Source organism: Corallococcus terminator (assembly GCF_003611635.1).
Lineage (GTDB): Bacteria > Myxococcota > Myxococcia > Myxococcales > Myxococcaceae > Corallococcus > Corallococcus terminator.
Map to the genome: position 1 here is coordinate 26,830 of NZ_RAVZ01000007.1, position 24,786 is coordinate 51,615.

Annotated in this window: 19 protein-coding genes; 8 read left to right on the forward strand and 11 right to left on the reverse strand. The window is 70.5% G+C overall.

Going from position 1 to position 24,786, the window contains the following annotated elements:
- Positions 1–19 precede the first annotated feature (19 nt).
- Positions 20–1,039, forward strand: a complete 1,020-nt coding sequence (locus tag D7V88_RS02215) for an ATP-grasp domain-containing protein (protein WP_120538920.1) — start codon at positions 20–22, stop codon at positions 1,037–1,039.
- Between the two features lie 202 nt (positions 1,040–1,241).
- Entirely contained in the window at positions 1,242–1,913 is a 672-nt protein-coding gene (locus D7V88_RS02220) for a DsbA family oxidoreductase (RefSeq protein ID WP_120538921.1), read from the forward strand.
- Between the two features lie 69 nt (positions 1,914–1,982).
- Here D7V88_RS02220 and D7V88_RS02225 read toward each other — a convergent pair whose 3' ends face one another.
- Together D7V88_RS02225 and D7V88_RS44155 are read right to left on the reverse strand one after the other, a co-directional pair.
- Complete coding sequence (locus D7V88_RS02225; protein WP_244237920.1) at positions 1,983–2,768, reverse strand: hypothetical protein; 786 nt, start codon at positions 2,766–2,768, stop codon at positions 1,983–1,985.
- A 21-nt stretch (positions 2,769–2,789) separates the two neighbouring features.
- A complete protein-coding gene (locus tag D7V88_RS44155; protein ID WP_244237921.1) occupies positions 2,790–2,981 on the reverse strand; it encodes a hypothetical protein in 192 nt (63 codons plus the stop codon).
- A gap of 217 nt (positions 2,982–3,198) precedes the next feature.
- Between D7V88_RS44155 and D7V88_RS42850 the strand changes: the two genes are divergently transcribed.
- From D7V88_RS42850 to D7V88_RS02240, 3 genes are all read left to right on the forward strand, one after another.
- Positions 3,199–4,197, forward strand: coding sequence for a hypothetical protein (locus tag D7V88_RS42850; RefSeq protein ID WP_158624969.1), 999 nt, complete (start codon positions 3,199–3,201; stop codon positions 4,195–4,197).
- A gap of 255 nt (positions 4,198–4,452) precedes the next feature.
- Entirely contained in the window at positions 4,453–5,295 is an 843-nt protein-coding gene (locus D7V88_RS02235; RefSeq protein ID WP_120538922.1) for a carboxypeptidase regulatory-like domain-containing protein, read from the forward strand.
- Between the two features lie 235 nt (positions 5,296–5,530).
- Positions 5,531–7,525 (forward strand): sensor histidine kinase, encoded by a 1,995-nt coding sequence (locus D7V88_RS02240; RefSeq protein WP_158624970.1) that lies wholly within the window; start codon positions 5,531–5,533, stop codon positions 7,523–7,525.
- On the opposite strand, the gene D7V88_RS02245 is transcribed toward D7V88_RS02240, so the two are convergent.
- Positions 7,522–8,583: a TolB family protein gene (locus tag D7V88_RS02245; RefSeq protein ID WP_120538950.1), complete on the reverse strand. Its 1,062-nt coding sequence runs from the start codon at positions 8,581–8,583 to the stop codon at positions 7,522–7,524. The two genes, D7V88_RS02240 and D7V88_RS02245, sit on opposite strands and share 4 nt — an antisense overlap.
- Positions 8,584–8,650: 67 nt before the next feature.
- A complete protein-coding gene (locus D7V88_RS02250) occupies positions 8,651–10,267 on the reverse strand; it encodes a golvesin C-terminal-like domain-containing protein (protein ID WP_120538924.1) in 1,617 nt (538 codons plus the stop codon).
- Positions 10,268–10,708: 441 nt separating this feature from the next.
- Between D7V88_RS02250 and D7V88_RS02255 the strand changes: the two genes are divergently transcribed.
- A complete protein-coding gene (locus D7V88_RS02255) occupies positions 10,709–11,446 on the forward strand; it encodes a metallophosphoesterase (protein ID WP_120538925.1) in 738 nt (245 codons plus the stop codon).
- A gap of 204 nt (positions 11,447–11,650) precedes the next feature.
- Entirely contained in the window at positions 11,651–12,232 is a 582-nt protein-coding gene (locus D7V88_RS02260; RefSeq protein ID WP_120538926.1) for a DUF2378 family protein, read from the forward strand.
- A 51-nt stretch (positions 12,233–12,283) separates the two neighbouring features.
- On the opposite strand, the gene D7V88_RS02265 is transcribed toward D7V88_RS02260, so the two are convergent.
- Positions 12,284–13,297, reverse strand: a complete 1,014-nt coding sequence (locus D7V88_RS02265; protein WP_208726063.1) for a hotdog family protein — start codon at positions 13,295–13,297, stop codon at positions 12,284–12,286.
- 433 nt (positions 13,298–13,730) lie between these two features.
- Positions 13,731–15,644 carry a potassium transporter Kup gene (locus D7V88_RS02270; RefSeq protein ID WP_120538928.1) on the reverse strand — a complete coding sequence of 638 codons (1,914 nt, stop codon included), beginning with the start codon at positions 15,642–15,644 and terminating at the stop codon, positions 13,731–13,733.
- Between the two features lie 240 nt (positions 15,645–15,884).
- On the opposite strand from D7V88_RS02270, the gene D7V88_RS02275 reads away from it, so the two are divergent.
- The gene (locus D7V88_RS02275) at positions 15,885–18,494 is read left to right on the forward strand and encodes a sensor histidine kinase (protein WP_244237922.1); all 2,610 of its coding nucleotides are present in this window, start codon (positions 15,885–15,887) and stop codon (positions 18,492–18,494) included.
- A gap of 3 nt (positions 18,495–18,497) precedes the next feature.
- On the opposite strand, the gene D7V88_RS02280 is transcribed toward D7V88_RS02275, so the two are convergent.
- The 5 genes from D7V88_RS02280 to D7V88_RS02300 form a co-directional block, all read right to left on the reverse strand.
- Positions 18,498–19,529 (reverse strand): hypothetical protein, encoded by a 1,032-nt coding sequence (locus D7V88_RS02280; RefSeq protein ID WP_120538930.1) that lies wholly within the window; start codon positions 19,527–19,529, stop codon positions 18,498–18,500.
- Between the two features lie 16 nt (positions 19,530–19,545).
- Positions 19,546–20,193 (reverse strand): hypothetical protein, encoded by a 648-nt coding sequence (locus D7V88_RS02285; RefSeq protein ID WP_147448573.1) that lies wholly within the window; start codon positions 20,191–20,193, stop codon positions 19,546–19,548.
- Between the two features lie 30 nt (positions 20,194–20,223).
- Positions 20,224–21,975: a hypothetical protein gene (locus D7V88_RS02290; protein ID WP_147448574.1), complete on the reverse strand. Its 1,752-nt coding sequence runs from the start codon at positions 21,973–21,975 to the stop codon at positions 20,224–20,226.
- Between the two features lie 21 nt (positions 21,976–21,996).
- Positions 21,997–22,542, reverse strand: a complete 546-nt coding sequence (locus D7V88_RS02295; protein WP_120538933.1) for a hypothetical protein — start codon at positions 22,540–22,542, stop codon at positions 21,997–21,999.
- A 112-nt stretch (positions 22,543–22,654) separates the two neighbouring features.
- Entirely contained in the window at positions 22,655–24,679 is a 2,025-nt protein-coding gene (locus D7V88_RS02300; RefSeq protein WP_120538934.1) for a S9 family peptidase, read from the reverse strand.
- Between the last annotated feature and the right edge of the window lie 107 nt (positions 24,680–24,786).

Genomic DNA, 24,786 nt, shown 5'->3' on the forward strand with positions numbered 1-24,786 from the left:
CTAGTGTCCCGCGCCCCGCATGCCCCCCCGAAAAGTGAAGCCGAAGAAAGCGCCCGTCCCGCCTGGAGCGCAGGCACCCGAGCGTGGCGACGCACCGCGCCCACGCCGGCCCCGCGCCAAGAAGACCGTGGCCATCCTGTCCCGCAAGCGCTCCCTGTACTCGACGCGGCGGCTGGTGGAGGCCATCAAGGCACGCGGACACCGGGCGCTCGTCTTCGACACGCTGCGCTGCTGCCTGATGCTGGCCCAGGGCCGGCCGCGCATGACGTATCGCGGTGCGGAGGTGAAGGGCGTGGACGTGGTGATTCCGCGCATTGGCGCGTCCATCACCGCCTACGGCCTGGCCGTGGTGAACCACTTCGAGATGATGGACGTGCCGGTGCTCAACCCCCCCACTGCCATCGCGCGCAGCCGGGACAAGCTGCGGGCGCTCCAGTTCCTGGCCCGCGCGGGCCTGGACATGCCCAGGACGGTGATGGCGCATGACCGCGGCAACGTGCGCAAGCTGGTGCAGGAGGTGGGGGGCCTGCCCGTCATCATCAAGCTGATCAAGGGCACCCAGGGCGTGGGCGTGATGATCGCCCACACGCTGCCGGAGGTGCAGACCATCCTCGACACCTTCTGGGACCTGGGCCAGGAGATTGTCTTGCAGGAGTTCGTCGCGGAGAGCGAAGGCCGCGACGTGCGCGCGCTGGTGGTGGGCGACACGGTGGTGGGCGCCATGCGCCGCAAGGCGAAGAAGGGCGAGTTCCGCTCCAACATCCACCGGGGCGGCGAGGGCCGCGCCATCGTGCTGCCCCCGGCCTATGTGGAGGCCGCGGTGAAGGCCGCGCGCATCATCGGGCTGGAGGTCGCGGGCGTGGACATGCTGGAGGGCCGCAACGGGCCGCGCCTGATGGAGATCAACTCCAGCCCCGGCTTCGAGGGCCTGGAGGGCGCCACGAACCAGGACATCGCCGGGAAGATCGTGGAGCACGCGTTGGTGTACGCGGGGACCCGGGGCAGCGCGCTCGTCGCGCGCGCGGGACGTGCTCCCTAGCGGAGCGTGCCGCCTAATGGTGTGACAGCAGGCACACGAGCAGCGTTTGGAGCCTGCCCGCCTGCTTCATGGCATGCGTGCGAAGGCTCACGGTGCGCACGGTGCCTTGCATGCTCCACAGGAATACGGGAATGCCAACCGACGTGGTTTGTCAGGGGGTGTTGGCAGCGACGGGGATGCGCCTCTAATCTGGCAACCCCCGATGAAAACGCTGCACAAGCCGCTGCAGATCACCGTCTACCAGGATGTGTTGTGTTCCTGGTGCTACCTCGCCGACCTGCGGTTGGACGTGCTTCGCCAGGAGTTTGGCGAAGCCGTCCGCTGGAGTGTGCGGCCCTACCCGCTGCGGCTGCACGACGTGCTGCCCACGGAGCGCGAAGTGCGCGGACTGGTGGAGGAGGTGAAGCGCGCACAGCGCGAATCCGAACCCACCGCCGCGCTGCTCTCCACGGACCTGTGGCTGGGGGGAGACCCTCCCCGCTCCAGCGTGCCGGCCCTGGCGGCGCTGGAAGCCGCGCGATTGCAGGGTCCGCAAGCGCGGGCCTTCCTCGCGCGGGCCATGCAACGCGCGGCGCTGGAACAGGGCGTCAACGTGTCGCGCTCGGACGTGGTGTTCGAGCTGGCATCGCGCGTGGGCCTGTCCATGAACCAGTTCTCCGCGGCCTTCCGTTCGGAAGAGACGCGCCGGCTCATCCACGACGAGCACCGGCTGGCCAACAGCCGCGGCGTGAGGGGCGTCCCCACGCTCGTCATTGGCGGCCGGTGGATGCTGTGCGGCCTGCGGGAGCTCACCGAATACCGTGAGCACATCCTCGCGTGCCTGGGCAAGGTGACCCTGCCGCGCTCCGGTTCCGCCGAGCGGCTGGTTCACTGATCCGCATCCCCGCGCGGCGCGCCTTCGTTCCTGGACGAAGGCGCGCACGCGGGAAGGAACTGGAGGACTTCAGCCCGGCAGCGGGCCCGCGACCTCGTCCGAACGGGGGCGCAGCGCCAGGTACATGCCCGCGATGAGCAACTGGGACAGTGCCGAAGCGGGAATCAGGCCCACGCAGCACGCGACGAGGCCCGCGATGGCGATGCAGCCCACGATGAAGCCCATGCCCACCATGGCCAGGCGCTGGCCCCGGGCGTACTCCCAGCAGCGCCGCAGCACCTGGAGGGGCCCCGGCGGCACGTCCTCGTACGCGAGCTCCGGCTGGATGAAGTACAGCGGGAGCACCACGTAGATGAACGGAACGAACAGCACCGCGGCCACCCCGCCCATCACCGCCAGCACGGGCGCCACGGCGTCCCAGCGCTCGGCGGACGACATGTCCGCGCCCGTGTTCCACGGCATGGCATCCGCGAAGCCCGCGCCCATGGCCACCAGGAACCCCAGGGCGCCCAGGATGAGCAGCGGCACCACGATGATGGCGATGACGACGAGCATCGTGAGCAGGTAGGGCCCCACCTTGTGCATCTGGCTGAAGAGGCGCGCCACGTCCGCGCGCCCGCCTTGCAGCACGTCGAAGCACATGCGCAGCAGGCCCAACTGCACCAGCCCCTGCACCACCAACTGCGCCGCGAAGCCCACGAGGCTCAACAGGACGGCCAGCGCGGTGCTGTCCAGCGCGCTGCCGATGCCCTGGCCCAGGGACACCAGCAACTGCGCGCCAAAGGACACGCCGATGGTGATCAACACCCCCAGCGACAACATGCCCCATTCGCGCTGGAAGACCGGCCAGCACACCTCCCACAGCCCGCCGATGCTTCAGTTGTCCCGGTTCAGGGGGAACTCCACGCCGAAGCGCGCGCGACACGTGGGGCAGCGCGGGGAGGTTCCGCCCTCGCTGCACGAGCCGCACATGAAGTTGCCGCACCGCGCGCAGGTGCCCGTGGCGACCTGTTCGGGGTGCAGCGCGCAGGACGCCTCCGCCCCCCGTCCGAAATCCATGTCCGACATCCGTGTATCTCCCAGGCGCGGGCCCCGGCCCCAGGCCCTGGGGCTCCAGGGCCTCCGGGGAGCCCGCGCCCGTGCGTCATATCAGCGGGCGCCCTTCCCCTCCTCCCTGGCAGGCAGGCTCCCCGGATGAATTAAAAGCGCCACCGGCCGTCATGAGGGCACAGAGGTTGCGGAGCGGGACGCTTTGGGGGTCCACTTCCGCGCCAGGAGACTCTTCATGAACCGCTTGCTCACCCTGGTCGTCCCCTTCGCCCTGCTGATGGGAACCGGCTGTGTCGTGGACGGCCACTATCACCGCCCCACCCGCGCGGCCTACGTCGCTCCCGTGGTGCAGTACCGCTTCGCCGGCGCGCACCCGGTCCCCGACGACTACGGCAGCGGGTGGTGCCCGGAGGACTACAGCCACGTCCACGACTACCAGCCGCCCCAGGCGTCCTACGTCTACACGGACGACGTCTACTACTACCGGGGCCCGACGCTGGTCTGGTACTGGGACTACCACCCCATCCCGAGCGGCGGTTACTGCAGCTTCCACGGGCGCCACTCGCACGACTTCTACCCGCACGGCTCCTGGGGCCACGGGTACTCGTATGACCGCGGCACCCGCGGCTACCGCTGGGACCGGACCCACGCGGCCTCCGCCGGGAACATCCGCTACAACACCGGCCCGTCGCGTCAGCCGGCTCCGTACAACGGCAACTCCAACGTAGGCCGCCGCGGCCCCCCGGGTGGCACCGGCACCGGCGCCCGTCCGCCCAGTGGTTCCTCCAACAGTGGCTGGGGCCGCAGCAACGCCGCCCCCGCCGCCAACAGCCGGCGTGACAACGACGACGACAACAAGGGCAGCGGCTGGAGCAGCCCCGGCAACAGCAGCAAGAGCCGCGACGACGACAAGGACAACGACAGCCCCCGTAGCAGCGGCAACAGCGGCAGCAGCGGTGGCGGCTGGAGCAGCCCCGGCAGCAGCAGCGGCAGCAGCGGGAGCAGCAACAGCGGGAGCAGCGGCAGCAGCGGCAGTGGCCGGAGCAACAGCGGCGGCAGCAGTGGGAGCAGCGGTGGCGGCTGGGGCAGCCCCGGCAGCAGCGGCCGAAGCAGCAGCGGGAGTAGCGGGAGCAGCAGCGGCAGCAGCGGCAGCAGCGGCGGCCGGAGCAGCGGCAGCAGCGGCCGGAGCAGCGGCAGCAGCAGCGGCGGCGGCGGCTGGAACACGGGCAGGTAGCTCCGGCTCCAACGAGCGGGGCGCGCGGTCAGGCGCTCCGTCCGCTCCTCGCAATCCCATGCAGGCCCCCGGCACCGGGCGCGGCCTTCCGTCACTGGCGGAAGGCAGGCTCCCGGTGCCGACGTGTTTTCAACATCCGGAAGCCTCGCCGTCCCAGGCATCCCTCCCTCGCGCGCACCGGGGCGTCCTGAAGGGGACGGACGGAGCCCGGGAACGGATTGCGATCGCGACGGACCGTGAAGATGTTGCGGCGCGATGAGACAACTAATTCGGGCGGCGGGTGGTGCCGTGCTCGGGCTGATGGCAATGGCCTGTGGCGACGGCGGCTTCACACCGGACCCCGGCGTGCGGACCGAGGACGCCGAGGCCGTGGACCTGGAGAACCTTCGCATCCTCGTGAGCGGACAGGCCGCCGTGTTCCCGGAGGCCGTGCGCGCGGACGCGCCTTCGCTGGCCGGGATGACGCTGACGGTCGAGGAGCCCCTGCGCGTGGCCGTCAACGACGCGGCCGCCACCTTCGCCACCGGCGAGGTGTCCGAGGACGGCACGTTCCGCGTCACCGACGTGCCCGTGCGCGACATCCATCAGGGGCTGGGGATGGGCCTTGCGCACGACGGCCTCGTGCGCAGCACCACGCTCGTCTACGACACCGCCTTCACCGGCACCCGTCCACGAACGGACATCATCGACGCGCGGGCATGGGCCCTGCCCATCGCCTTCGTCGACCAATTGGGCGCCGCCGTGGGAGCGCCCCGCCTCGCGGGCCACACCGGCGACCCGGCGGCCACATTGGCCACCGCGGGCTTCGTGCTCGGCCGCGTGGTGGACCTGAACGGCCAGCCCGTGAGCGGCGTGCGCGTGGCGCTCGACCGGAGCGAGCTTTCGGACCGGCTCTACTACCCGTCCGAGGACCTCGCCTCCGTGAGCCAGGCGGGCACCGCGTCCCACGGACTGTTCCTCTATGTGCACTCCGCGGGCGTCGTGGAATCCTTCAAGGTGTCCGTGGAAGGACAGGACGCCTACGTCGCGCGCAACGTGGACGTCGGCCCCGGCCTGGGCGTGGTCCTCTCCGTGTACCCGGGACGCTACGCGCCATGACCCACCCTCGACGGCTCCGTGGCGGGCCGTCTTCGAGGGAGTCCGGGCCCGACCTCCGCCTCCGCGCGGTGTCCACCTGTTGTCGCATCTCACCCCGACAGGTCGGATATCCCTGCCTTCGGCGGACATGCGGCGGCCCTGGCGTCGTATTGCCGGAGCCCCCCTGAAAGCGTGATGTTCGGGCAGATGCGATGCTGGCGTTCCAGGGGGGACGCGGACAATGAGCGGCCGATCCATGCCACGAAGCACGGCGTTGGTCCGTGCCCTTGCGCGCAGTTCCGCGGCCGCAGCCTGCCTGGTGGGCCTGTTGGTGCTGGTGGGGTGGGCACTGGACGTCATGGTGCTCAAGTCCATGGGCGCCGCGCTGCCGGCGATGCGCCCCAGCGCCGCGCTCGGCTTGATGTTCGCGGGCGGCGCCCTGGGCATGCGCCTGAGGTGCCTCGCGAGCGCGAAGCATCGCCAGTTGGGCACCGTGTTGGCCTGGGCCACCGCCGTCCTGGGCGCGGCGAGCCTCCTGGACAGCTTCATCACCGGCGGCACCGGAGGACTGGATGCGCTGCTGCTGCGCCTCTTCGGTGAGGACGGCTTCGCGTCCCCCGGCATCAAGCCCTCGCCCCTGACGTCACTGTGCCTGCTGCTGCTGGGCCCGGCGCTGGCGCTGTTGGACAAGGGCGCGCCCCAGCGGCTGTGGTGGTCGGACGCGCTGGTGGCGCTGGCGTTGATGGCGGCGCTGATGGGCCTCAACGGCTTCCTGCTGGGCCCGCTGGTGACGCCCGCCGCCGTGCCGTTCTTCCAGGAGCGCAGCATGGGGCTGCACACCACCTGCATGCTCATCCTCCTGGCGGTGGGCACGCTGTGCGCGCGCCCGGACCTGGGGCTGATGGCGCGGCTCACGCAGGACACGCTGGGCGGCTTCGTGGCGCGGCGGCTGGTGCCGGTGACGCTGCTGGGGCCCCCGGTGCTGGGGCTGACGCTGGTGGTGCTGCACCTGTCGGGCGCGCTGGGCCACGACGCGAAGTTCCCCCTCTTCGCCACCGTGGTGGCCGCTGGCGGCGCCACGCTGGTGTTGATGGCCGCGCGCGCGCTGGACCTGCTGGACACCGAACGCAGGCGGGCCACCACCGCGCTGGCGGCCTCCGAGGTGAGATTCCGCACCTTCCTGGACACCGCTCCCGACCCCATGGTCGTGCTGGATGCCACCGGCCGGGTGCGCTTCGCCAACGCGGAGGCGGAGCGCGTGTTCGGCTATCGGCGCGAAGCCCTGCTGGACCGGAGCGTGGAGCTGCTGGTGCCTGAAGGGCTCCACGGCCCGTCCAACCCCAGCGCCACGCCGCGCCCCACCGGAGGCGGGCGGATGGTGTCCGGTCGGCGCCAGGACGGCACCAGCGTGCCGCTGGAGGTGCGGCTGTCCCCGCTGGAGGGTGAGGACGACGCCACGACCATCGCCATCCTGCGCGACGTCACCGAACGCCGCGACCTGGAGAAGCTGCGCGAGGAGTACGTGGGCCTCATCTCCCACGACCTGCGCAACCCCCTGCACACCATCAACCTGCGCGCCCACCTGCTCCAGCGCGCGCTGCACGAGCGGAAGCTGGAGCGCGAAGGCCACATGGCCCAGGCCATCATCCACAACGTGGAGTGGATGAACACGATGATTGAAGAGCTGCTGGAGGGCTCACGCCTGGAGTCCGGCAGCGTGACCCTGCGCCGCTCCCCGCGCGACCTGGGCCGCTTCCTGGAGGAGGTGCTGGAGCGCGACGTGGCCCCCGACGCGCGCGAGCGCTTCCGGCTGCACCTGGGGACCTCCATTCCCCCCGTGCCCATGGACGCCGCGCGGCTGGAGCGCGTGGTGACCAACCTGCTCACCAACGCCATCAAGTACAGCCCCAAGGGCACGCCGGTGGACGTGCGCCTCTCCGCCGTGCACGACCAGGCCGTGGTGTCGGTGAGCAACCTGGGCGCGGGCCTGGCCGCCCAGGACGCCGCGCGCCTGTTCGACAAGTACTACCGCACCGAGGACGGACGCTCCGCGGACGGCAAGGGGCTGGGCCTGGGGCTCTACATCAGCCGGCTCATCGTGGAGGCGCACGGCGGCCACATCTGGGTGGAGAGCGAACCGGACCAGGGCGCCACCTTCTTCTTCAGCGTGCCGCTGGCGGTCGCCTCGGAGACCGAAGCCAGCGAGACCGAAGCCAGTGAGACCGAAACCGTGAGGCAGCGCGCCGGCTAGCGGGACACGAACCAGCGGGGCAGCCAGTCCGCGCCCTTCGCGGTGGTCAGCCGCGTCTGGCCCGTGCCGTCCGCGCGCATCAGGTACAGGTCGGTGTCGCCGTCGCGCTCCGAGACGAACACCAGCGCCTTGCCGTCCGGGCTCCACGCCGGCATGTCGTCGCGGTGGGTGCCGTCCGTGAGCGCCACCGGCGCGCCGCCCGCCACCTTCGCCAGCCAGATGCGGCTCTTGCCGTCCGGAGACCGCGCCACGTACGCCACGCGCTGGCTGTCCGGGCTGAACACGGCCTCTCGCTCGTCGCCCGCGTAGCCTTCACCCGACAGCACGCGCAGGTCGGAGCCATCCGGCCGCACCAGGTACATCCGCTCCCGGCGCTCGCGGTTGCTCACGAACAGGAGCCACTGGCCATCCGGGCTCCACTGCGGTGAGCGGTCCTCCATGTAGAACGTGGTGATGCGGCGAGGCTCGCCCGTGCCGTCCGCGCGGTAGACGTAGACTTCCGGGTCCCCGTCGCCGCTGCACACGCACGCCACCTGCGTGCCGTCCGGGGACACCGACGGCTCGAAGCAGCCCTGCTTCACGTGCGTCAGTTGCGTGTCCACGGCGTTCGCGGTGGGCAGCGCGCGCACCACGTCGCTGAAGCCCTGCGCGTCCGACTCCGTCACCAGCCACGTGCCGTCCGGGCCCCAGCTCGCGTTGCGCGCGCGGGTCCGGGGCGGATGCAGCGCCACCGTCGCGCCGCCGGCCAGGGGCTGCACGCGAAGCTGCTGGAACACGCGCCCGTTCGCCTCGCCCGACGCCACCACCAGCAGTTGCTTGCCGTCCGGCGACGGCGGGCCGGGGTACTCATCCTCCGGCGCGGAGGTGACCTGCGTCTCCTTCCCATCCGGCGTCACCCGCCAGACGTCCTTCTGTCCCGCCCGTTCGGAGAGGAAGACGATGGTGCCCGGCAGGGTCCGCCGCTCCGCTTCCGACAACCGCGACGGGGTGCCAGGGGCCGGGGTGGAAGCACCGCCACAGCGGCCCTCGCACCCCACGGCACCCAGCAACCCGAGCACGGCGAACCACGTCCGTGCCCGGTGGGGCCCCAAACGCGCCTTCCGTTCAAGGCCCCGTGCCTTCACTTCAGCGCACCCGGACGGCGTCGGCGATGACCACCGAGCCCGCCGTCGTCCAGCGGCTCAACTGCACCTTGTTCCAGCCAGCGGTGAAGCTGTACGTGCCCAACTGCACCCACTTGCCGCCGTTGGCCTGCTGGTTCACGGTCGCCGTGCCCAGGTTGGTGCCAGCCGCGTTGAAGGAGATGAACGCCGCGGCGGAGGCGCGGTTCGTGCCCTCCACCCACCAGGCATCCACCGTGCGCGTCTGCGCGGTGGGCAGGTAGAACCAGAACGTCGCCGGCGCGGAGACGGCCTCCGTGTTCGCGAAGTAGTAGCCGCTGCCGTAGTAGCCGGCGCTGCTGCCCGCCGTCCACGCGCCCGTCAGCTCGAAGCGCGCCTTGGTGGCGTCGTTGTTGGCGGTGTTGCTGTCGATGATGATGTCGCTCGACGTCGGCGTGCCGCAGTAGCCGTTGATCTTGCTCAGGTAGGACGCCCACGGCCAGTTGGGACCCGGGTCCGTGCGCGTCGCCGGCTGAAGCTTGCCGTGCGCCACGATGTGGTAGCTGTCCTTCAGGATGGCGTTGTCACGCGCGATGTCGCACGACAGCTTCGCGGACGTCTCGATGAGGCCCGCCGTGAACGTCCCGCTGGCGAAGCCACCGTGCTCGATGCCGATGGTGAAGTGGTTGGACTGCGTGCCGTTGAGCCAGCACTCCTTGCTGCTGTTGAGCGAGCAGTCGTACGTCGCGCCGATGTGGAAGGCGCGGTTGGCCTCGTTCACCAACTGGGACACTTCGCTGCCGCTCTCGTTCACCACGTAGTGCGCGCTCACGCCCGACGCGCTGTTGGTGAGCCAGCTCCAGCACGACGAGTAGGCGCCTTCACAGGTGTGGATGATGATCATCGACGGGTCGCCCGTCGAACCCGACGCGCGCGCGCCGTAGTTGCTGCTGGGCGACGGACGCCAGATGGACGCCGCGTAGTTCGGCCCCGCCGCCATCGCGCGGACCTGGGGACGCGCGAACTTCGCCTCCACCTGCACGGGCTCCAGCGTGGCGGCCACCGAGCCGTCCGTGTTGAGCGCCACCGCGCCCTCGTTGATGACCGCGTACACGCCCTTGTGCACGTGCTCCGCCTGCGCGTCCGCGTTGCTGATGCCGCTCAGCCGCGCGACCACCGACGCCCACGCGCCCAGGTCCCCGCGCTCCACCGACGCCTCGGTGGCGAACTGGGAGAGCAGCGCCGCGCCCGCGCGGATGTTCGCCGCCGCGTCCGTGCGCACCGCGTCCGCCGACACGCCGGCCAGCGCCGCGCCCTGCTCCAGGTCCGCGCCGCGCAGGGCCATCAGGCCGAACGCGGGCTGCTGGCCCGGGAACTCCTCCGTGCCGCGCACCATCTGCCACCGCGTCTCCGTGTAGGAGACCGCCTTGAGCAGCTCCGCCGGGACGTTGAACTCCTGCGCGGCCTGCGCGAACAGCGGATCCAGCTCACGCGGCGTCGCGCTGCCGGTCGTCTCCGTGGGCTGCGACGGGGTCTCGGTCTCGGTGGGGGCGGGCTCCGAGGGCTGCTGCGCCTGGGGACCACACGCGGACAGCACCAGGGCGGCGGCGGCCGCCGCGAACGGATTGCGGAACGTTGACATGAGGGAACTCCAAAGTCGGGGGAGGACTCCATGGCCCGCCCCCGCATTTCCACGGGAGAGGCCCACGTCCTTTCTACAGCACCATGCGTGCCAGCCCCTCCAGCCCGTCACCTTCGTCCAGTTTTCTTCCGCGATCGGTACATCCATGCACCACCCTCGCGAACCCCCTCCAACACCGCTTGACTCCAAACACCTGAAATCATGGAATTGCCTACATCCCAGGACCCGAGGATGCGGACCCGCGGTGAGGGTGGTGCATGTTTGTCGCACTGACGTGTTTCAGGACATCCGTGACGTAACGTTTTGTTACATCTTTTCCTGTATCAGGCGGGATTTCGGACATGGGCGGACCGGAGGGGCCGCCGGCCCGGGGCCGGAGCGGGTGCGAGCGGGTGCGAAGGGCCGACACGGGGGCGGGCCATCCGCTATGACGCCAGCATCATGCGGCTCTTCGGCATTGGCGACACACACCTGCCCTCCACGCGGCAGAAGGACATGCACCGCTTCGGTTGGACGGACCATCCGCTCCCGCTGCAACGCGCGTGGGACGAACGGGTGCGGCCGGAGGACGTGGTCATCGTCGCGGGCGACATCTCCTGGGCCACGCGGGCGCATGAGGTGATGGACGACCTGGCGTGGCTGGACGCGCGGCCCGGGCGCAAGGTGCTGGTGCGCGGCAACCACGACTACTGGTGGGGCGACTCCGCGTCCAAGCTGCGCAAGCTGCTGGAGCCGTTCCGCACGCTGGAGGGCTTCCTCCACAACAACGCGGTGGTGATGGGCCCGTGGGTCATCGCCGGCACCCGGCTGTGGACCGCGCCGGAAGCGCCGCCCATGCCCGGCGGGGAGATGGGCGACGAGCCGTCCGACGCGGGCTACGTGGAGCGCGAGACGCGAAGGCTGGCCACGTCGCTGGAGGACGCGCGCAAGAAGGAGCAGGCCAGTCCCACGCCGCTCACGCGCATCGTCGCCGTGCACTTCCCGCCGGTGTACGCCAACGAGCGGAGCACCGCGTTCAGCGCCCCCATCGAAGCGTTCGCACCCAAGGTCTGCGTCTACGGCCACCTGCACGCGGGCGGCATCAGCGCGGGCTTCACCGGGGACCGGGGCGGCGTGAAGTACGTGCTCGCCTCGTGCGACGCCGCCGGATTCACGCCCCTGCTGCTCGACGAGCAGTGACGGAGTGGGGGCGTCCCCTCCCCGCGCCCGGCGGGCTGGGATGCACCCGACCCACCACGTTGGCCTGGGAGCCCGACACGGGGCGTTGTGCCTGGGAATCCCGCCGGGTGTGCGAAGCGTTGCGTGTGCTTTGTCGACAGACGGGAGTGTCCCGTTAAGCTGGGGTTGGCTTCCTCACTACCGGGAAGCAAGGAGTTGGAAGTCATGCCGTCGGACAAGACCGAGCTCGCCGCCAGGATCGCCATCCTCCAGTCAGGGGATTCCGTCCGAGGGCTCATCTTCAAATCCGTGTTCAGCCTGGTGCAGCAGCACGCGGGCGCGAACGGGATGGAGAAGATTCGCGTAGGGGAGCTGGACCACGACTACGCGGAGCTGCGCTCGTATCCGGCGAAGGAGCTGCTCACGCTGCTCTACACCGTGGCCGACCTGCTGGAGGGCCAGTTGGGTTCCGCCGAGGCCGTGTTCCAGGCGTGCGGCGAGGTGAGCATCACGCGCTACTCCACCGGGCCGGGGATGCTCATCTTCGGCATCATCTCCCGCGGAGACCCGCAGAAGCTCTTCGCTGGCGCGCAGATGGCCTACAGCGCGGCGGTGTCCTACGGCAACCGCGAGTACCTCACCACGGGGACCAAGTCCGGCACCCTGCGCATGCGCCGGGACATGATGCCGCCCGCGTACCACGTGGGCATCCTCACCGGTTCGCTCAAGGTCCTGGGGCTCACGGGCTATGTCACCTCGAAGCAGCAGGGCCTGGACCGCGTGGACTACGACATCCAGTGGAGCTGAAGGCCGCGGTCCTCCCGCGCCCGTCGCTCCCCGCACCGCGTCGCCGTCACTTCAGTCGACGCGGGTGAAGGTCACATCCAACTGCGCGACGACGCGCTCGCCGACGGACGCGAAGCAGGCGAACGTGTGGTCCGCGCCGCGCACCTTGGTGCGCTGGGCCCCGAACACCACCGTCTGACCCGAGTAGGCCAGGCTGTCCGCGGACAGCTTCACGTCCTTCGCCACGAAGCGGGCGGTGTCGCTCTGCTCCAGCGAACGGCCCAGCGTGGTCGCCATGCGCGTCATGCCGCCCGCGACGACGGCCACCGGCATCACCGGGTGCATCGCGAAGTGGCCCTTGCACAGCTCCGGGGTGACGACCAGCGACGAGCGCAGGGTGCCGTCCTCGTGCTTCCAGTCCGTCAGCTCCAGCGGCTTGCTGTACGGGTTCTGCCGCAGCTTCGCCCACTCTTCCGGCGTGCGCTGCACGTTGTCCGCGGGGCGGGGGGCGGCGCGCATCTCCAGCTTCGCCTGACCGAACAGGCGGGTGAAGGCGGCGGCGGACAGCACGTTGTAGTCCACCTCCAGGCGGAACAGCGGCGTGCCGTCCGACGCGGAGAGCAGCGTACGGGCCGTGCAGGTGCGCTTGCCCGTGTACTCCGCCTGCGCCAGGGCCCACAGCAGGTCCGTGGTGCGCTCCTGCGCCTGGGGTGCCAGCCACTGACCGCGCGCGGCGCTCGCCAGGTAGAAGTGCTGCCCGTCCTTGGGCGCCACCAGCGCGGAGGCACAGGAGCCCAGGATGGCCAGGTGACGGCCCGCCTCGCCCAGGCCAATGGGCATCGCCTGCGCGTCGGGGTCCATCTGCACCGGCACCCGAGCGACCACCTCACCCGGCAGCACCGTCACGTCCTTGAGCGCGAAGTACGGATCACGCACGCAGATTCGCGGGTACAGTTCCTGCGCGCTCAGCACCGTGTAGGGCGCCGCCTCCGACAGAGGCATCAGCGGCCGGTCCATCCACGGGGTGACGGACTTCACGGCGGAAACCGAGGAGGACATGGAGGCGGGGGCAATGGCCTGGAGCATGGAAGGCTGACCTCGTTTCAGACGCCGGGTGTCGGGGGACACCTGGCCGCAGGGTAACCAAGTTCTCGTACGCCGGGACAGGATTATTTCTGCCCCGCGAAAAGATTCTCGATTGATCGGCCAAAGTGTTGCTGCCCTACCGTATTTTTTTATCCAAGCCGGAATTCAGGGGCGTCGGCGGTGCAAGATGAAGCAGCCGAGCGCTCGCGTAAAGCCCCTGTTTAGACCCACTGTCGACCACTGAAGGGTCATCAAGACCCCAGGGCAGGCCCTGGTTTCCCAATGATTCCGGGGGCTTGTACGCCGAAAGGTGTCCGGTTGGAAGAAATGACCCTGCGTGAAGTGCGAAAAGATTCTCTTTTCGCAGGGTGAAGTCCTTGTGCGTCAGGTTCCGGGGCGCCGGAATTTCCAGAAGCCGGGCCCCGGAGCCGGCCTACAGCTCCACCTGGCTTCCCAGCTCCACCACGCGGTTGGGGGGAATCCGGAAGTAGGCGGTGGCGCTGCGGGCGTTGCGGCTCATCCAGGAGAAGAGGGCCTCGCGCCAGCCGGCCATGGAGCGCTTCTTGGTGGGGATGAGGGTTTCGCGGCCCAGGAAGAAGCTGGTGCCCATGAGCTGGAACTGGAGGCCCTTCTCCCGGCAGCGCTTGAGGATGTCCGGGATGCTGGGGTTCTCCATGAAGCCGTAGCGGGCGATGACGCGCACGAAGCCCTGCTCCAGGGGCTCCACCTCCACGCGCTCGGTGCCCACCACGTGGGGAATCTCCTCGGAGATGATGGTGAGCAGCACCACCTGCTCGTGCAGCACCTTGTTGTGCTTCAGGTTGTGCAGGAGCGCCGGGGGGGTGCCTTCCGGGTTGCCCGTCATGAAGATGGCGGTGCCGGGCACGCGCACCGGCGGGTGGTCCCCGAAGCTGTCCAGCAGGTCCTTGAGGCTGATGCTCGCCGCGCGCAGCTTGGCCGCCAGGATGTCGCGCCCCCGCTTCCACGTGGTCATCAGGGTGAAGACGCAGACGGCGAGCAGCAGGGGGAACCAGCCGCCGTCGGCGATCTTCGTGGCGTTGGCGCCGAAGAAGGCCAGGTCCACCAGCATGAACAGCCCCGCGATGGGCAGCGCCACGGCGCGGCGGACGCCCCAGCGCTCGCGGGCCACCACGTAGGCGAGCATCGTGGTGATGCCCATGGTCGTCGTCACCGCGATGCCGTACGCGGCCGCCAGCCGGCTGGAGGAGCCGAAGCCCAGCACCAGCGCGATGACGCCCACCAGCAGCGCGCTGTTGAGGCCGGGCAGGTAGATCTGCCCCATCTCCTCCGCGGACGTGTGCACCACCTCCATGCGCGGGCAATAGCCCAACTGCATCGCCTGCCGGGTGGTGGAGAAGGAGCCGGAGATGAGCGCCTGCGACGCAATCACGGCGGCGGCGGTGGACAGGGCGACGAGCGGGTACAGCGCCCACTCGGGGGCCAGGAGGAAGAAGGGGTTTCGGGCGGCCTCCGCGTGGCGCAAGAGCAGCGCGCCCTGCCCCAGGTAGTTGAGCACCAGCGACGGCAGCACGAGCATGAACCAGGCGCGCCGGATGGGCCCCGCGCCGAAGTGGCCCATGTCCGCGTAGAGCGCCTCGCCCCCCGTCACCACCAGGATGACCGCGCCCAGCACCAGGAAGCCATGCCACCCGTTGTCCATGAAGAAGGTCACGCCGTGCACGGGCGACAGCGACCAGAGCACCGCGGGGTTGTGCACCAGCTCCTTCACGCCCAGCACCGCCAGCACCAGGAACCACACGCACATCAGGGGTCCGAACACCGCGCCGATGCCGGCCGTGCCCTTTCGCTGCACGAGGAACAGCAGCACCAGGATGACGAGCGAGATGGGAATCACGTACGGCTTGAAGACGGGGGTGGCCACGCTCAGGCCCTCCACCGCGCTCAGCACGGAGATGGCCGGGGTGATGACCCCGTCGCCGTAGATGAGCGCCGCGCCGAACAGGCCCAGGGTGATGAGCAGGGGCCGCGCGCGGTGCGACTGGCCCCGGGGGCGCTGCATGGCCAGCGCCATCAGCGCCAGGATGCCGCCCTCGCCCCGGTTGTCCGCGCGCATCACGAAGATGAGGTACTTCACCGACACGACGATGATGAGCGACCAGACGATGAGCGACAGCACGCCCAGCACGTTGGCCGGCGTCGGGGTGACGCCGTGCGTGCCGGTGAAGCACTCGCGCAGCGCGTACAGCGGGCTGGTTCCAATGTCTCCGTAGACGATGCCCACCGCGCCCAGCGCCAGCGTCGCGATGCGTTTGGGGGAGTCCGGCCCCTCCGAAGAAGGGGCCGTTGAGTCCGAGGGTGCGTTCACGGCCCCCGCTTTAGCCGAACCCCGGGCCGCCGCAACCGTGGCCGCTCCGCGCCTTTGATTTCCAAGCGCTGCCGGGTGTTCCCATGTGCGCACCCTGGCCCCCTGCCCCTCGGGGCGCCGCTCCCGGGAACGAGGCGCGTGCGGTCCACCAACGGTTCCAGTGTTTGGGTGTCCTGCATCCGTGAAAACGGGGATGGCGGGACCTGGGACGCACTGCGTGCCGGAGGCGGTCGTGTTTCCATGGAGAGGCAGCGGGGGGATGGCATGACGATGGTGGCGACCAGCAGGCTGGGCGAGGCGCGGCATTTCGGGGCGCATGCTCCGGAGATCGAGGAGCGGCTGGCGCTTCTGGCCGAGGCCTCGAGGGTGTTGGCGGATGCATCACTGGAGCCCCCCGCGGTGATGGAGCGGCTGTGCGGGCTGGTGGTGCCGCTCCTGGGGACCGCGTGCGCGCTGCGGCTGCTCTCGGAGGATGGGCTGTGGCTGCGCACGGTGGCGTCGGCGTCGTCCGCGCCGGAGTCGCGGGCGCGCTTCCAGGCGCTCATCTCCCAGCGGATGCGCGCGGACGAGGGCCTGGCGGCGGAGGTGCTGGACACGGGCGAGGCGCAGGGGGTGGAGGCGGTGCTGGTGCTGCCCCTGCGGGCGCGCGGGCACGCGATGGGGACGCTGACGGTGTGGCGGGACGCGCCGGAGCCCGGGGACAGCGAACCGTTCGACCCGGGGGAACACCTGTTGCTCCAGGAGCTGGCGGACCGGGCGGCCATGGCGCTGGACGTGGCGCGGGCGTACGCGGCGGAGCGGCAGGCCCGTCAGGCGGCGGAGGTGGCGGCGGGGAGGCTCGCGCGGCTGCAGCACGTCACCGCGGAGCTGTCGGAGGCGCTCACCGCCACGCGCGTGGCGGAGGTGGTGCTGGAGCAGGGGCTGGCGGTGGCGGACGCGACGGGCGGGGGGCTGTGGCTGGTGGATCCAGACACGGCGCGCGTCACCCTGCTGCGCTGCGCGGGCTGCACCCCGGACGCGGAGGAGCGACTGCGGCGGGTGCCCCTCACCGAAGAGGCGCCCGCGGCCCGCTGTCTGCGGGAGTTGCGGCCCGTGTGGCTGGAGCGGGGGGACGCGCTGGAGGGAATGCGCAAGCCCGCCCTGTCGTCGGCGTGTCTGCCCCTGGTGGTGGACGGCCGCGCGCTGGGGGCGCTGGTGTTCGCGTTCAGCATGCCGCACGGGTTCGACGAGGACGAGCGGGCCTTCCTCCAGTTGGTGGCGCACCACGCGGCGCAGGCGCTGTCGCGCGCTCGGCTCCTGGAGGGGGAGCAGCGGGCGCGGGCGGCGCTGCGCGAGGCGCACCAGACGCTGGAGGCCATCATCCAGGCGAGCCCCGCGGCCATCATGCTGTTGGATCCGGACGGTACGGTGCGGCTGTGGAATCCGGCCGCGGAGCGGATGCTGGGGTGGACGGCGGAGGAGGTGATGGGGAAGGTGTTGCCGGCGGTGCCGCCGGAGCACTGGGACGCGTTCCGGCACAGCCTGGAGCGGGCCACGCGGGGCACGGTGCTGGACGGCGCCCCCCTGGCGGGGCGCAGGCGGGACGGCAGCGCGGTGCAGATGGCGGTGTGGACGGGCCGGGTGCACCCTGCGAACGGGCCACCGCAGTGCCTGAGCATGATGGTGGACATCACCGAGCGTCAGCGGGGCGAAGCGGCGCAGCGCTTCCTCGCGGAGGCCGGCGGGGTGCTGGCGGGGAGCCTGGAGGAGGAGGAGACGCTGGAGCGCGTGGCGCACCTGGCGGTGCCCGCGTACGCGGAGACGTGCGGCGTGTTCCTGGAGGACGAATCCGGCGCGGTGCGGTGCGTGGCCACGGCGGGCGCCAGCGAGGCCTCCGAGGTGCCTCCTCCGGGGCTGTTGGTGGTGACGCGGGTCATCCAGTCGGGGCGGCCGGAGACGCGCTCGGGGCTGTCGGACGCGGACCCGACGAGCGCTTGCGCGGGCGGGACGTTCGCGTACCTGTGCGTGCCCTTGCAGGTGCGGGGGCACACGCTGGGAGCGCTGACGTTCGTCACGTCGAAGCGGGCGTACGACGCGCAGGACCTGTCGCTGGCGCAGGAGCTGGCGCGGCGGGCGGCGCTGGCGTTGGACAACGCGAGCCTCTACCGGGACGCCCGGCAGGCCATCCGGCTGCGCGAGGAGTTCCTGTCCATCGCGAGCCATGAGCTGAAGACGCCCATCAGCGCGCTGGTGCTCCAGGTGCAGAGCCTGATGGCGGGGCTTGCGCGTTCGGGAGCGCAGTTCGACCCGGAGCGCCTGCGGCGGGGCCTGGAGCGGGTGGACCGGCAGGTGAAGCGGCAGACGCTGCTGGTGAACGACCTGTTGGACGTGTCGCGCCTGAGCGCGGGGAAGCTGGAGCTGGTGCTGGTGCCGCTGGAGCTGGGCGCGCTGGTGCGGGAGGTGGCGGAGCGCTTCGAGCCGGAGTTCGCGCGCTCGGGCACGCCGCTGGAGTTGTCCCTGGCGCCGGAGGTGCGGGGGCAGTGGGACCGGCTGCGGTTGGACCAGGTGCTCACGAATTTGATGTCCAACGCGCTGAAGTACGGGCGGGGCAACCCGGTGCGCGTGGAGCTGGAGGTGACCGAAGGCAGGGCGCGGCTGCGGGTGAAGGACGGCGGCATCGGCATCGCGAGGGAGCACCTGCCGCGCCTGTTCCACCGCTTCGAGCGCGCGGTGTCCGAGCGCAACTACGGCGGCTTCGGGCTGGGCCTGTGGATCGCCCGGCAGATCGTGGAGGCGATGGGCGGCTTCATCGAGGTGGACAGCGTCCTGGGCGAAGGCTCCACGTTCCGCGTGGACCTGCCGCGCGGCTGAGCGTCAGCGGCGGATGATGGTGGGGAGGCCCTCGGCGATGACGCCACAGCCGCGCTCGGGGGAGCGGGGGTGCAGGACGTGGCAGCGTTCGGGGCCAGTGCAGTCCGTGTCCTGGGCGCAGGCCTGGACGCAGTAGCCACTGGCCGCGTCGCAGGTAAGGCCCCGGGCGCAGGGAGCCGTCTTCGAGCAACGCGCGCGGCATTCGAAGGCCTGGGTTTCGAGGCTGGGCTCCGCGAAGCCGCGCAGGCAGTCCTGGTTGGCGGCGCAGGGCGCGTCGTCCTGGCAGGCTTGTCCCACGAAGGGCTGGCAGACAGGCACTTCGCCTTCGTAGCCCTTGTCGCAGCGCTGGCCCTGGGCACAGGGGCGGTCGCGGCAGCTTGGGATGCAGGCGCCCCGGACGCGGAAGACGTTCGTCGCGCACTCCGTCCCGAGGGTGCAGGTGTCGGGGGCGTGCACGTCGCACGGCGTGCCGCAGCGCTCCTGGACGCAGAGCAACCCGGGGACACAGGTGTCCTCCGGCTCCGGACCGGAGGCCGAGCACTTCTCACCGGCGACGCGGAGGCCCACGCGGGTGCAGCGGCGGAGGCTCAGACCGGACGCGGAGGTGTCCGCGGGGTGGCAGGTCTCCACGGAGGTGCATTCGGACGTGTCGTCGCAGAAGCCGCGCAGCAGGCGGCACTCGCGGAAACCGAAGTCCCGGTTGTGCGCGCACACCTTGCCTGGGGGACACGCATCGTCCGAGGCGCAGAGGTCCGTACAGGCGAGCGAGGCCTGGGTGTCGGCGCGGCAGTTGGAGGGGACTTCAAAGGGGAGCTGGACGCCGTTGCTCAGGACGACGACGCCGGGAGGAAGGGCCCCGCCGGAGGCGCTGTCGTCGGGTGCGTCGCTGTCCTCCAGGTCCAGTTGGACGGGCCGTTGGGTCAGGTCGGCCTGGGAGGTGAGGTCCGGCCCTGGCCACGCGAGCCACACCGCCGTGCCCACCGCGAACACACCCGCGAGCAGGGCGATGAGGAGGGAAAGGGTGCGCGGGTTCACCGAAGGCCCCTGGGGTTCATCGGCCGGGGCTCGCCGCGAGCACCTGCTGCATCCACCGCTGACTCTCCTCGTCCCGGGTCACGAGCCTGTCGAAGCGGCCCGCGCGCATCATGTCCACGAGGGGGCGGTCCTGCGCGATGAGTTCGGCAGCCGCGAAGGGAAACATCACGGTGGAGCACCGACCTGGGACGAAGTCGGGCTGCTCCGGCAGCAGGTCCATGAAACCCGCGAGTTGGCGGAACAACGCCTCCACGCTGGAAGCTACCGGAACCACGAGCAGCTCCTCCTGCACATCGACGTAGAGCACGGGCTGCACACCGTGAGCATCCGCCAGTCCCGGCGCGACGCCGTAGTAGTACTCGAGGTTCGCGACCTGCCCGAAGAGGACACAGGAAGCGAACGGAGCCTGCCCCTGACCGCGCATCCAGGCGTTCACGTCCAGGGCGCCATCCGCACCGGCCCCCGGGCGATACAGCACGAAGTCGCCCAATGTGGCACGCCCCGTCCGCCCATAGAGGCTGGCGAGCATCGGGTCTAGCGGAGCACCGAGCCACTGCGTTCCCGGGTGGGGAGCATCGGGAGCGGGCGGATCCATCCTCACCGGGAAACCATGTCGGCGGCAGGTCTCCACCAGTCGTGTCCATCCCACTTCGAGCCCGGCCACGTGAATTCCTCCTCTCGAAACGCAGGCGCCTCAAAGGCCCAGCAGGGCTTCGGCTTCCCGCAGCGCGGCCTTCTGCGCGGAGGACAGGGCCACCGCGGATTTCGACGGATCGTACACGACGTGAAACCACTGTCCGAAGTGCTTGCGGGTGATGCGCGCGACTTCATCCACTTCGCTCGCGGAAACGCTTCTCGGACTCCTTCGCACCAAGTTCCAGACCGAGTTGATGCCCATATGGACTTCGCGGGACACGCCCACCAGGTTTCCCGAGGCATTGATGTTCCGGAGGGGGAACAGGTGCGCGTATTCGAGGGGAACAAGATGGTGCACGGGATACGTCGCCATGAGATCCGGCCCCAGGGTTCGCGCCAGTCGGGGTTGGAGCACCTGGAAGTACTCCTGCCGTGCCCATTCCCGGAGCTTGTCCTTCTCGTATTTGCTCTGGAGGGGCTTCCGCAGCCGCTGCTCCATGTCCCGTAGCAGGGATTGGAGTTCTGCCTTCTCCCCCACCCCGAGCGCGGCCACGCCCTCCGCCTCCGCCTTCATCCAGATGCGCTGAAGGGCTTCGCGCTCTCCAGGCGGCGTGCGGATCAACACCGTGCGGAACCACTGCGCCGCCTTCGCCCCGCCCCTCCCCAGCACCGCCACCACCGTGGGCGCCACGGCTTCGAACATCCCGAGCGTGCCCCTCGCGATGAATCCCCCCACGTACCAGTACGCGAGCTGTTCGAAGGACCACGCCCCCGCGAGCCGTGCGTCCTCCCGCACCTCCTGCCGCCAGTGGCGCAGGATGTCCTCGTGCATCGCGCGGTACTCCTTCGCGATGTCCTCCATCGCCTCCTGCGGCGCCGGGGACTCCAGCATCCTCGCCGCCACCACCCGCCACCGTGCTCCGGCCTCGCCGCGCACGTGCAGTCCCTCCAGCTCCACTTCCACCGTGCGGCGCCCCACCGCGTGCCCGAAGGGCAGCACCGCCTGGACCAGCGGCATGCGCGGATCCCCGCTCGCGGGAACCTCCTGGCGCCCCAACCCCTCCTGGACCTCGAAGACCCCCGGTTCGCTCTCCTGGAGCAGGCGCATGCCCTCGAAGTGGAGCCGCGCCTGCTGACGCACCCTCCCCTCCCTCGGAACTCCCGAGGCGGGCAGCAACTGCCGGGCCACCACCAACGCATCGGACAGCAGGGGCTGGGACACGCCGGGCAACGACTCCGGCACCGTACGCGCCTGCTCGGCCAGCCGTCCTGACACCGTCTCCAGGTTGAAGCGCCAGCGCTCCGGGCCCCGCTCCAGCGTGAAGCGCAGGCGCCGGCTCTTCGTGCCCACCAGCGTGGACAGACTCCGCGTCAGCTCCCGGGAGAACCCATTCCAGTCCCCGGTAGCGCTCGCCTCCCGTCCCGCCGCCATGCGGCGAAAGGACAGCAGCGTCAGCGCGCCGCCGTGCGCCTGGTAGTCGAAGGTCCATGCCTCGCCCGGAACACCACGCTCACCCGCGACCGCCCAGAACTCGCGCACCACCCGGTCCGCTTCGGCTCGCGAAGCACGCTCACCGCCCACGGGGCCGGCACGCTCCAACAGCCCTGCCGACGTGAACCCCAGGCCCGCGCGCTCGGCCGGGGCCTCATCCCCCATCAACCTGTCCGACTGTCCGACAGGTTCCGCGCCCACGTCCCCGTCGAAGGCACCATCGCTCGCGCACGCCCACAGCCCGAACACCCACGACAGCCCCAGCACCGGCGGCATCCGGTGCCAGGACCTCGCCACCACCCCTGCGGGAAGCCTCATCGCCTCCCGACCCTATGGGAACTACAGCGCCAGGAGCAGCAGGGACACCTGCTCCTCGGGCGAGGCCACGATGAACGTGTCCGGCAATGACACGACCGAGGGCGGCATCAGGGAGCCGTCACAGCTACGCCGGCCTTCGTAGACCTTCTTCGGCTCCGTCGCCTTCAGCCGGTACGTGCAGTCGTTCACGTACACCGTCAACTCCTGCGGCGACAGCGTCAGCGTGACGGGGCGACCTCCGAAGCCTCCCTTGGCCTTCACCACGTCGCCTTCCTTCTTCACCTCCAGGTTCGCCACCGACGTGCCGATGTTGCCCTTCACCTGCTGGTCCTTGAGCTGCAACGACACCGGGGTCTCCCCCACCCGGCCGCGCAGCACTCCCGGCTGCCGGGAAAGCTGGAACGCCTGCCCCGTGACGTTGTCCTCCGTCATGAGCAGGTCGTAGCTCGCCCGCGGAAGGCGCACGGAGATGGCCTCCCGGGGCTCCGCGGCCACGGCTCCTCCCAGGCCCGCGAGCACCCCCAGGACCCCAGCCGCCCGACGCAATGATTGACCCTGGCGTTTCATGGACACCGTCCTCCCGGCCCACGTGGGGCCCACGTCGTCATTCCCCGACAAGGTGTAACGCCCTCCCCGCGCTGACATGCCGGCCGCGCGAAATTTCGTTGCGCGGTGATGGTTATTTCCCACCCGCCCCGGGGCCCTGCCCGCTCACCGGTCCCAGCAGGTGCTTCTCGAAGAACATCAGCGCCGTCGTCTGGGCCAGGTCCCGGTTGCTCTTCTTCTGGAACCCGTGGCCCTCGTCCGTGGCGAGCAGGTACCAGACGTCCGAGCCCTTCCTCGTCACCGCCTGGACCACCTGCTCCGCCTCCGACTGCGGCACGCGCGGGTCGTTCGCCCCCTGCTGCACGAAGAGCGCCGCCTGGATGCGCCCCACCGACCCCAGGGGCGAGATGCGCTCCTGCACCTGGAGCACCGCCGGGTCCCGTTCATCGCCGTATTCCGCGCGCCGCAGGTCCCTGCGGTACGCCTGCGTGTTGCGCAGGAACGACGGCAGCGACGAGATGCCCACCACGTCCACCGCCGCCTTGATGCGCTCCGGGAAGAACGTCGCCGTGGCCAGCGTCAGATAGCCCCCGTACGAACCGCCGTACACGCCCACCCGCGACGCATCCAGCTCCGGCCGTGACGCGATGAAGTCCAGCGTGGCCCCGATGTCCGCCAGGCTCTTCTCCCGCTTCACGCCGTCATCCATCGCCCGGTACGCCTTGCCGTAGCCTTCCGAACCGCGCACGTTGGGCAACAGCACCGCCAGCCCCAGCTCCGTCACCATCAACTGCGTCTGCGAGCTGAAGCTGGGGACGCTCTGCCCTTCCGGGCCGCCGTGGAACACCACCACCACCGGCACCTTCCCCTTCGCGTTCTTCGGCCGGTACAGGAACGCCGGCACCGTCACCCCGTCCGTGGACGGGTAGCGCACCAGCTCCGGCTCCACGAAGGTCTCCGGATCCAACCCACCCACCTCCGAACGCGTCCAGCGCGTCGTCTTCTTCGTGGGCAGATCCACCATGAAGACATCCAGCGGAACGCGCGCCGACGTCAGCGAGAACGCCACCCGGTCCGAACGCTTCCCGGCGAAGCGCAGCTCGCCCATCGCCCCCTTCGGCGTCTCCACCGCGGACAGCGCCTGCGTGCGCGCGTCCAGCAGGTACAGCCGGCCGTAGCCCTCCTCGTTGACGGTCATCGCCAGCTTCCGCCCGTCCGACGACAGCTCCAGCCGCTCCACGTTCCAGCGCACCGACTTCGTGAGCGACACGGGCGTGGCCGGGGGCGTCCCGGTGAGGGGCAGCCGGTACACCTCCGCGAAGTCGCTGTAGCGGTCCGTCGCCAGGTACACGCCCTGCCCGTCATGCGTGAAGACCGCGGCCCCCACGCTGCCCTTGCCCTCCTTCGGCGTGAGCTGCGTGCGCGTGTTCGTCTTCAGGTCCACCACGCTCAGGTCCGCGTCGTCCGCCGCGCGGTATTGCCGCACCAGCAGCTTCGAGCCGTCACGCGAGAAGTCCTCGGGACTCCAGCTCCCTTCGGCCTCCGTCACCCGCTTCGCCTGCCGGGGGTCCGCCGTGGGCGCGACGTACACGTCCGTGTCCTTGCCGTTGCGCCCCGTGCCCGCGTACGCGAGCCAGCGCCCGTCCTTCGACACCACCAGGTCCTGATGCCGGCTCTTGCCGTCCGTCAGCAGCTCCGAGCGCCCCGTGCCCCGGTCCAGCTTGAGCACCTGGAAGAACTCTCCGCCGCCCTTGTCCTGCAGGTAGAAGATGACGCGCGGATTGCCCGGCAGGAAGCGCGCCCGGTTGATGGGCTCCTTCGTGAAGGTGAGCTGCGTGCGAGCCCCCAGCGGCATCTCCACCAGGTGGAGCTGGTTGACGTCCGCGAAGCGCGTCGCGATGAGCACCTGCTGCCCGTCGTCGCTCACGTCCAGCAACTGCGCGGAGCGCGACTCCAGGTACTGCTGGACGCGCTGGGACAGGGCGGGCGGCACCGCCGGCACACCGCTCGCCCACAGGTTGGGCAGGCCGGGCAGCGGCGCGATGCCGGCGACGGCGGACGGCGACTTCGCGGCGGCGGGCGCGGGGGCGGGCTTCGTCGGCGCGGGCGTCTGCGCCGTGAGCAGGGTCACGAGGAGCGGAAGGGACGCGAAGGTCATGGTGCCTCCGACCCTACCAGCGCCGCCACCTCCCCCTGCATGGACCCATGACGTTCCCGGCCGTGCCCCATGACGCCTGCTGAACACGTCGCGGCCGGCCGCCGTGC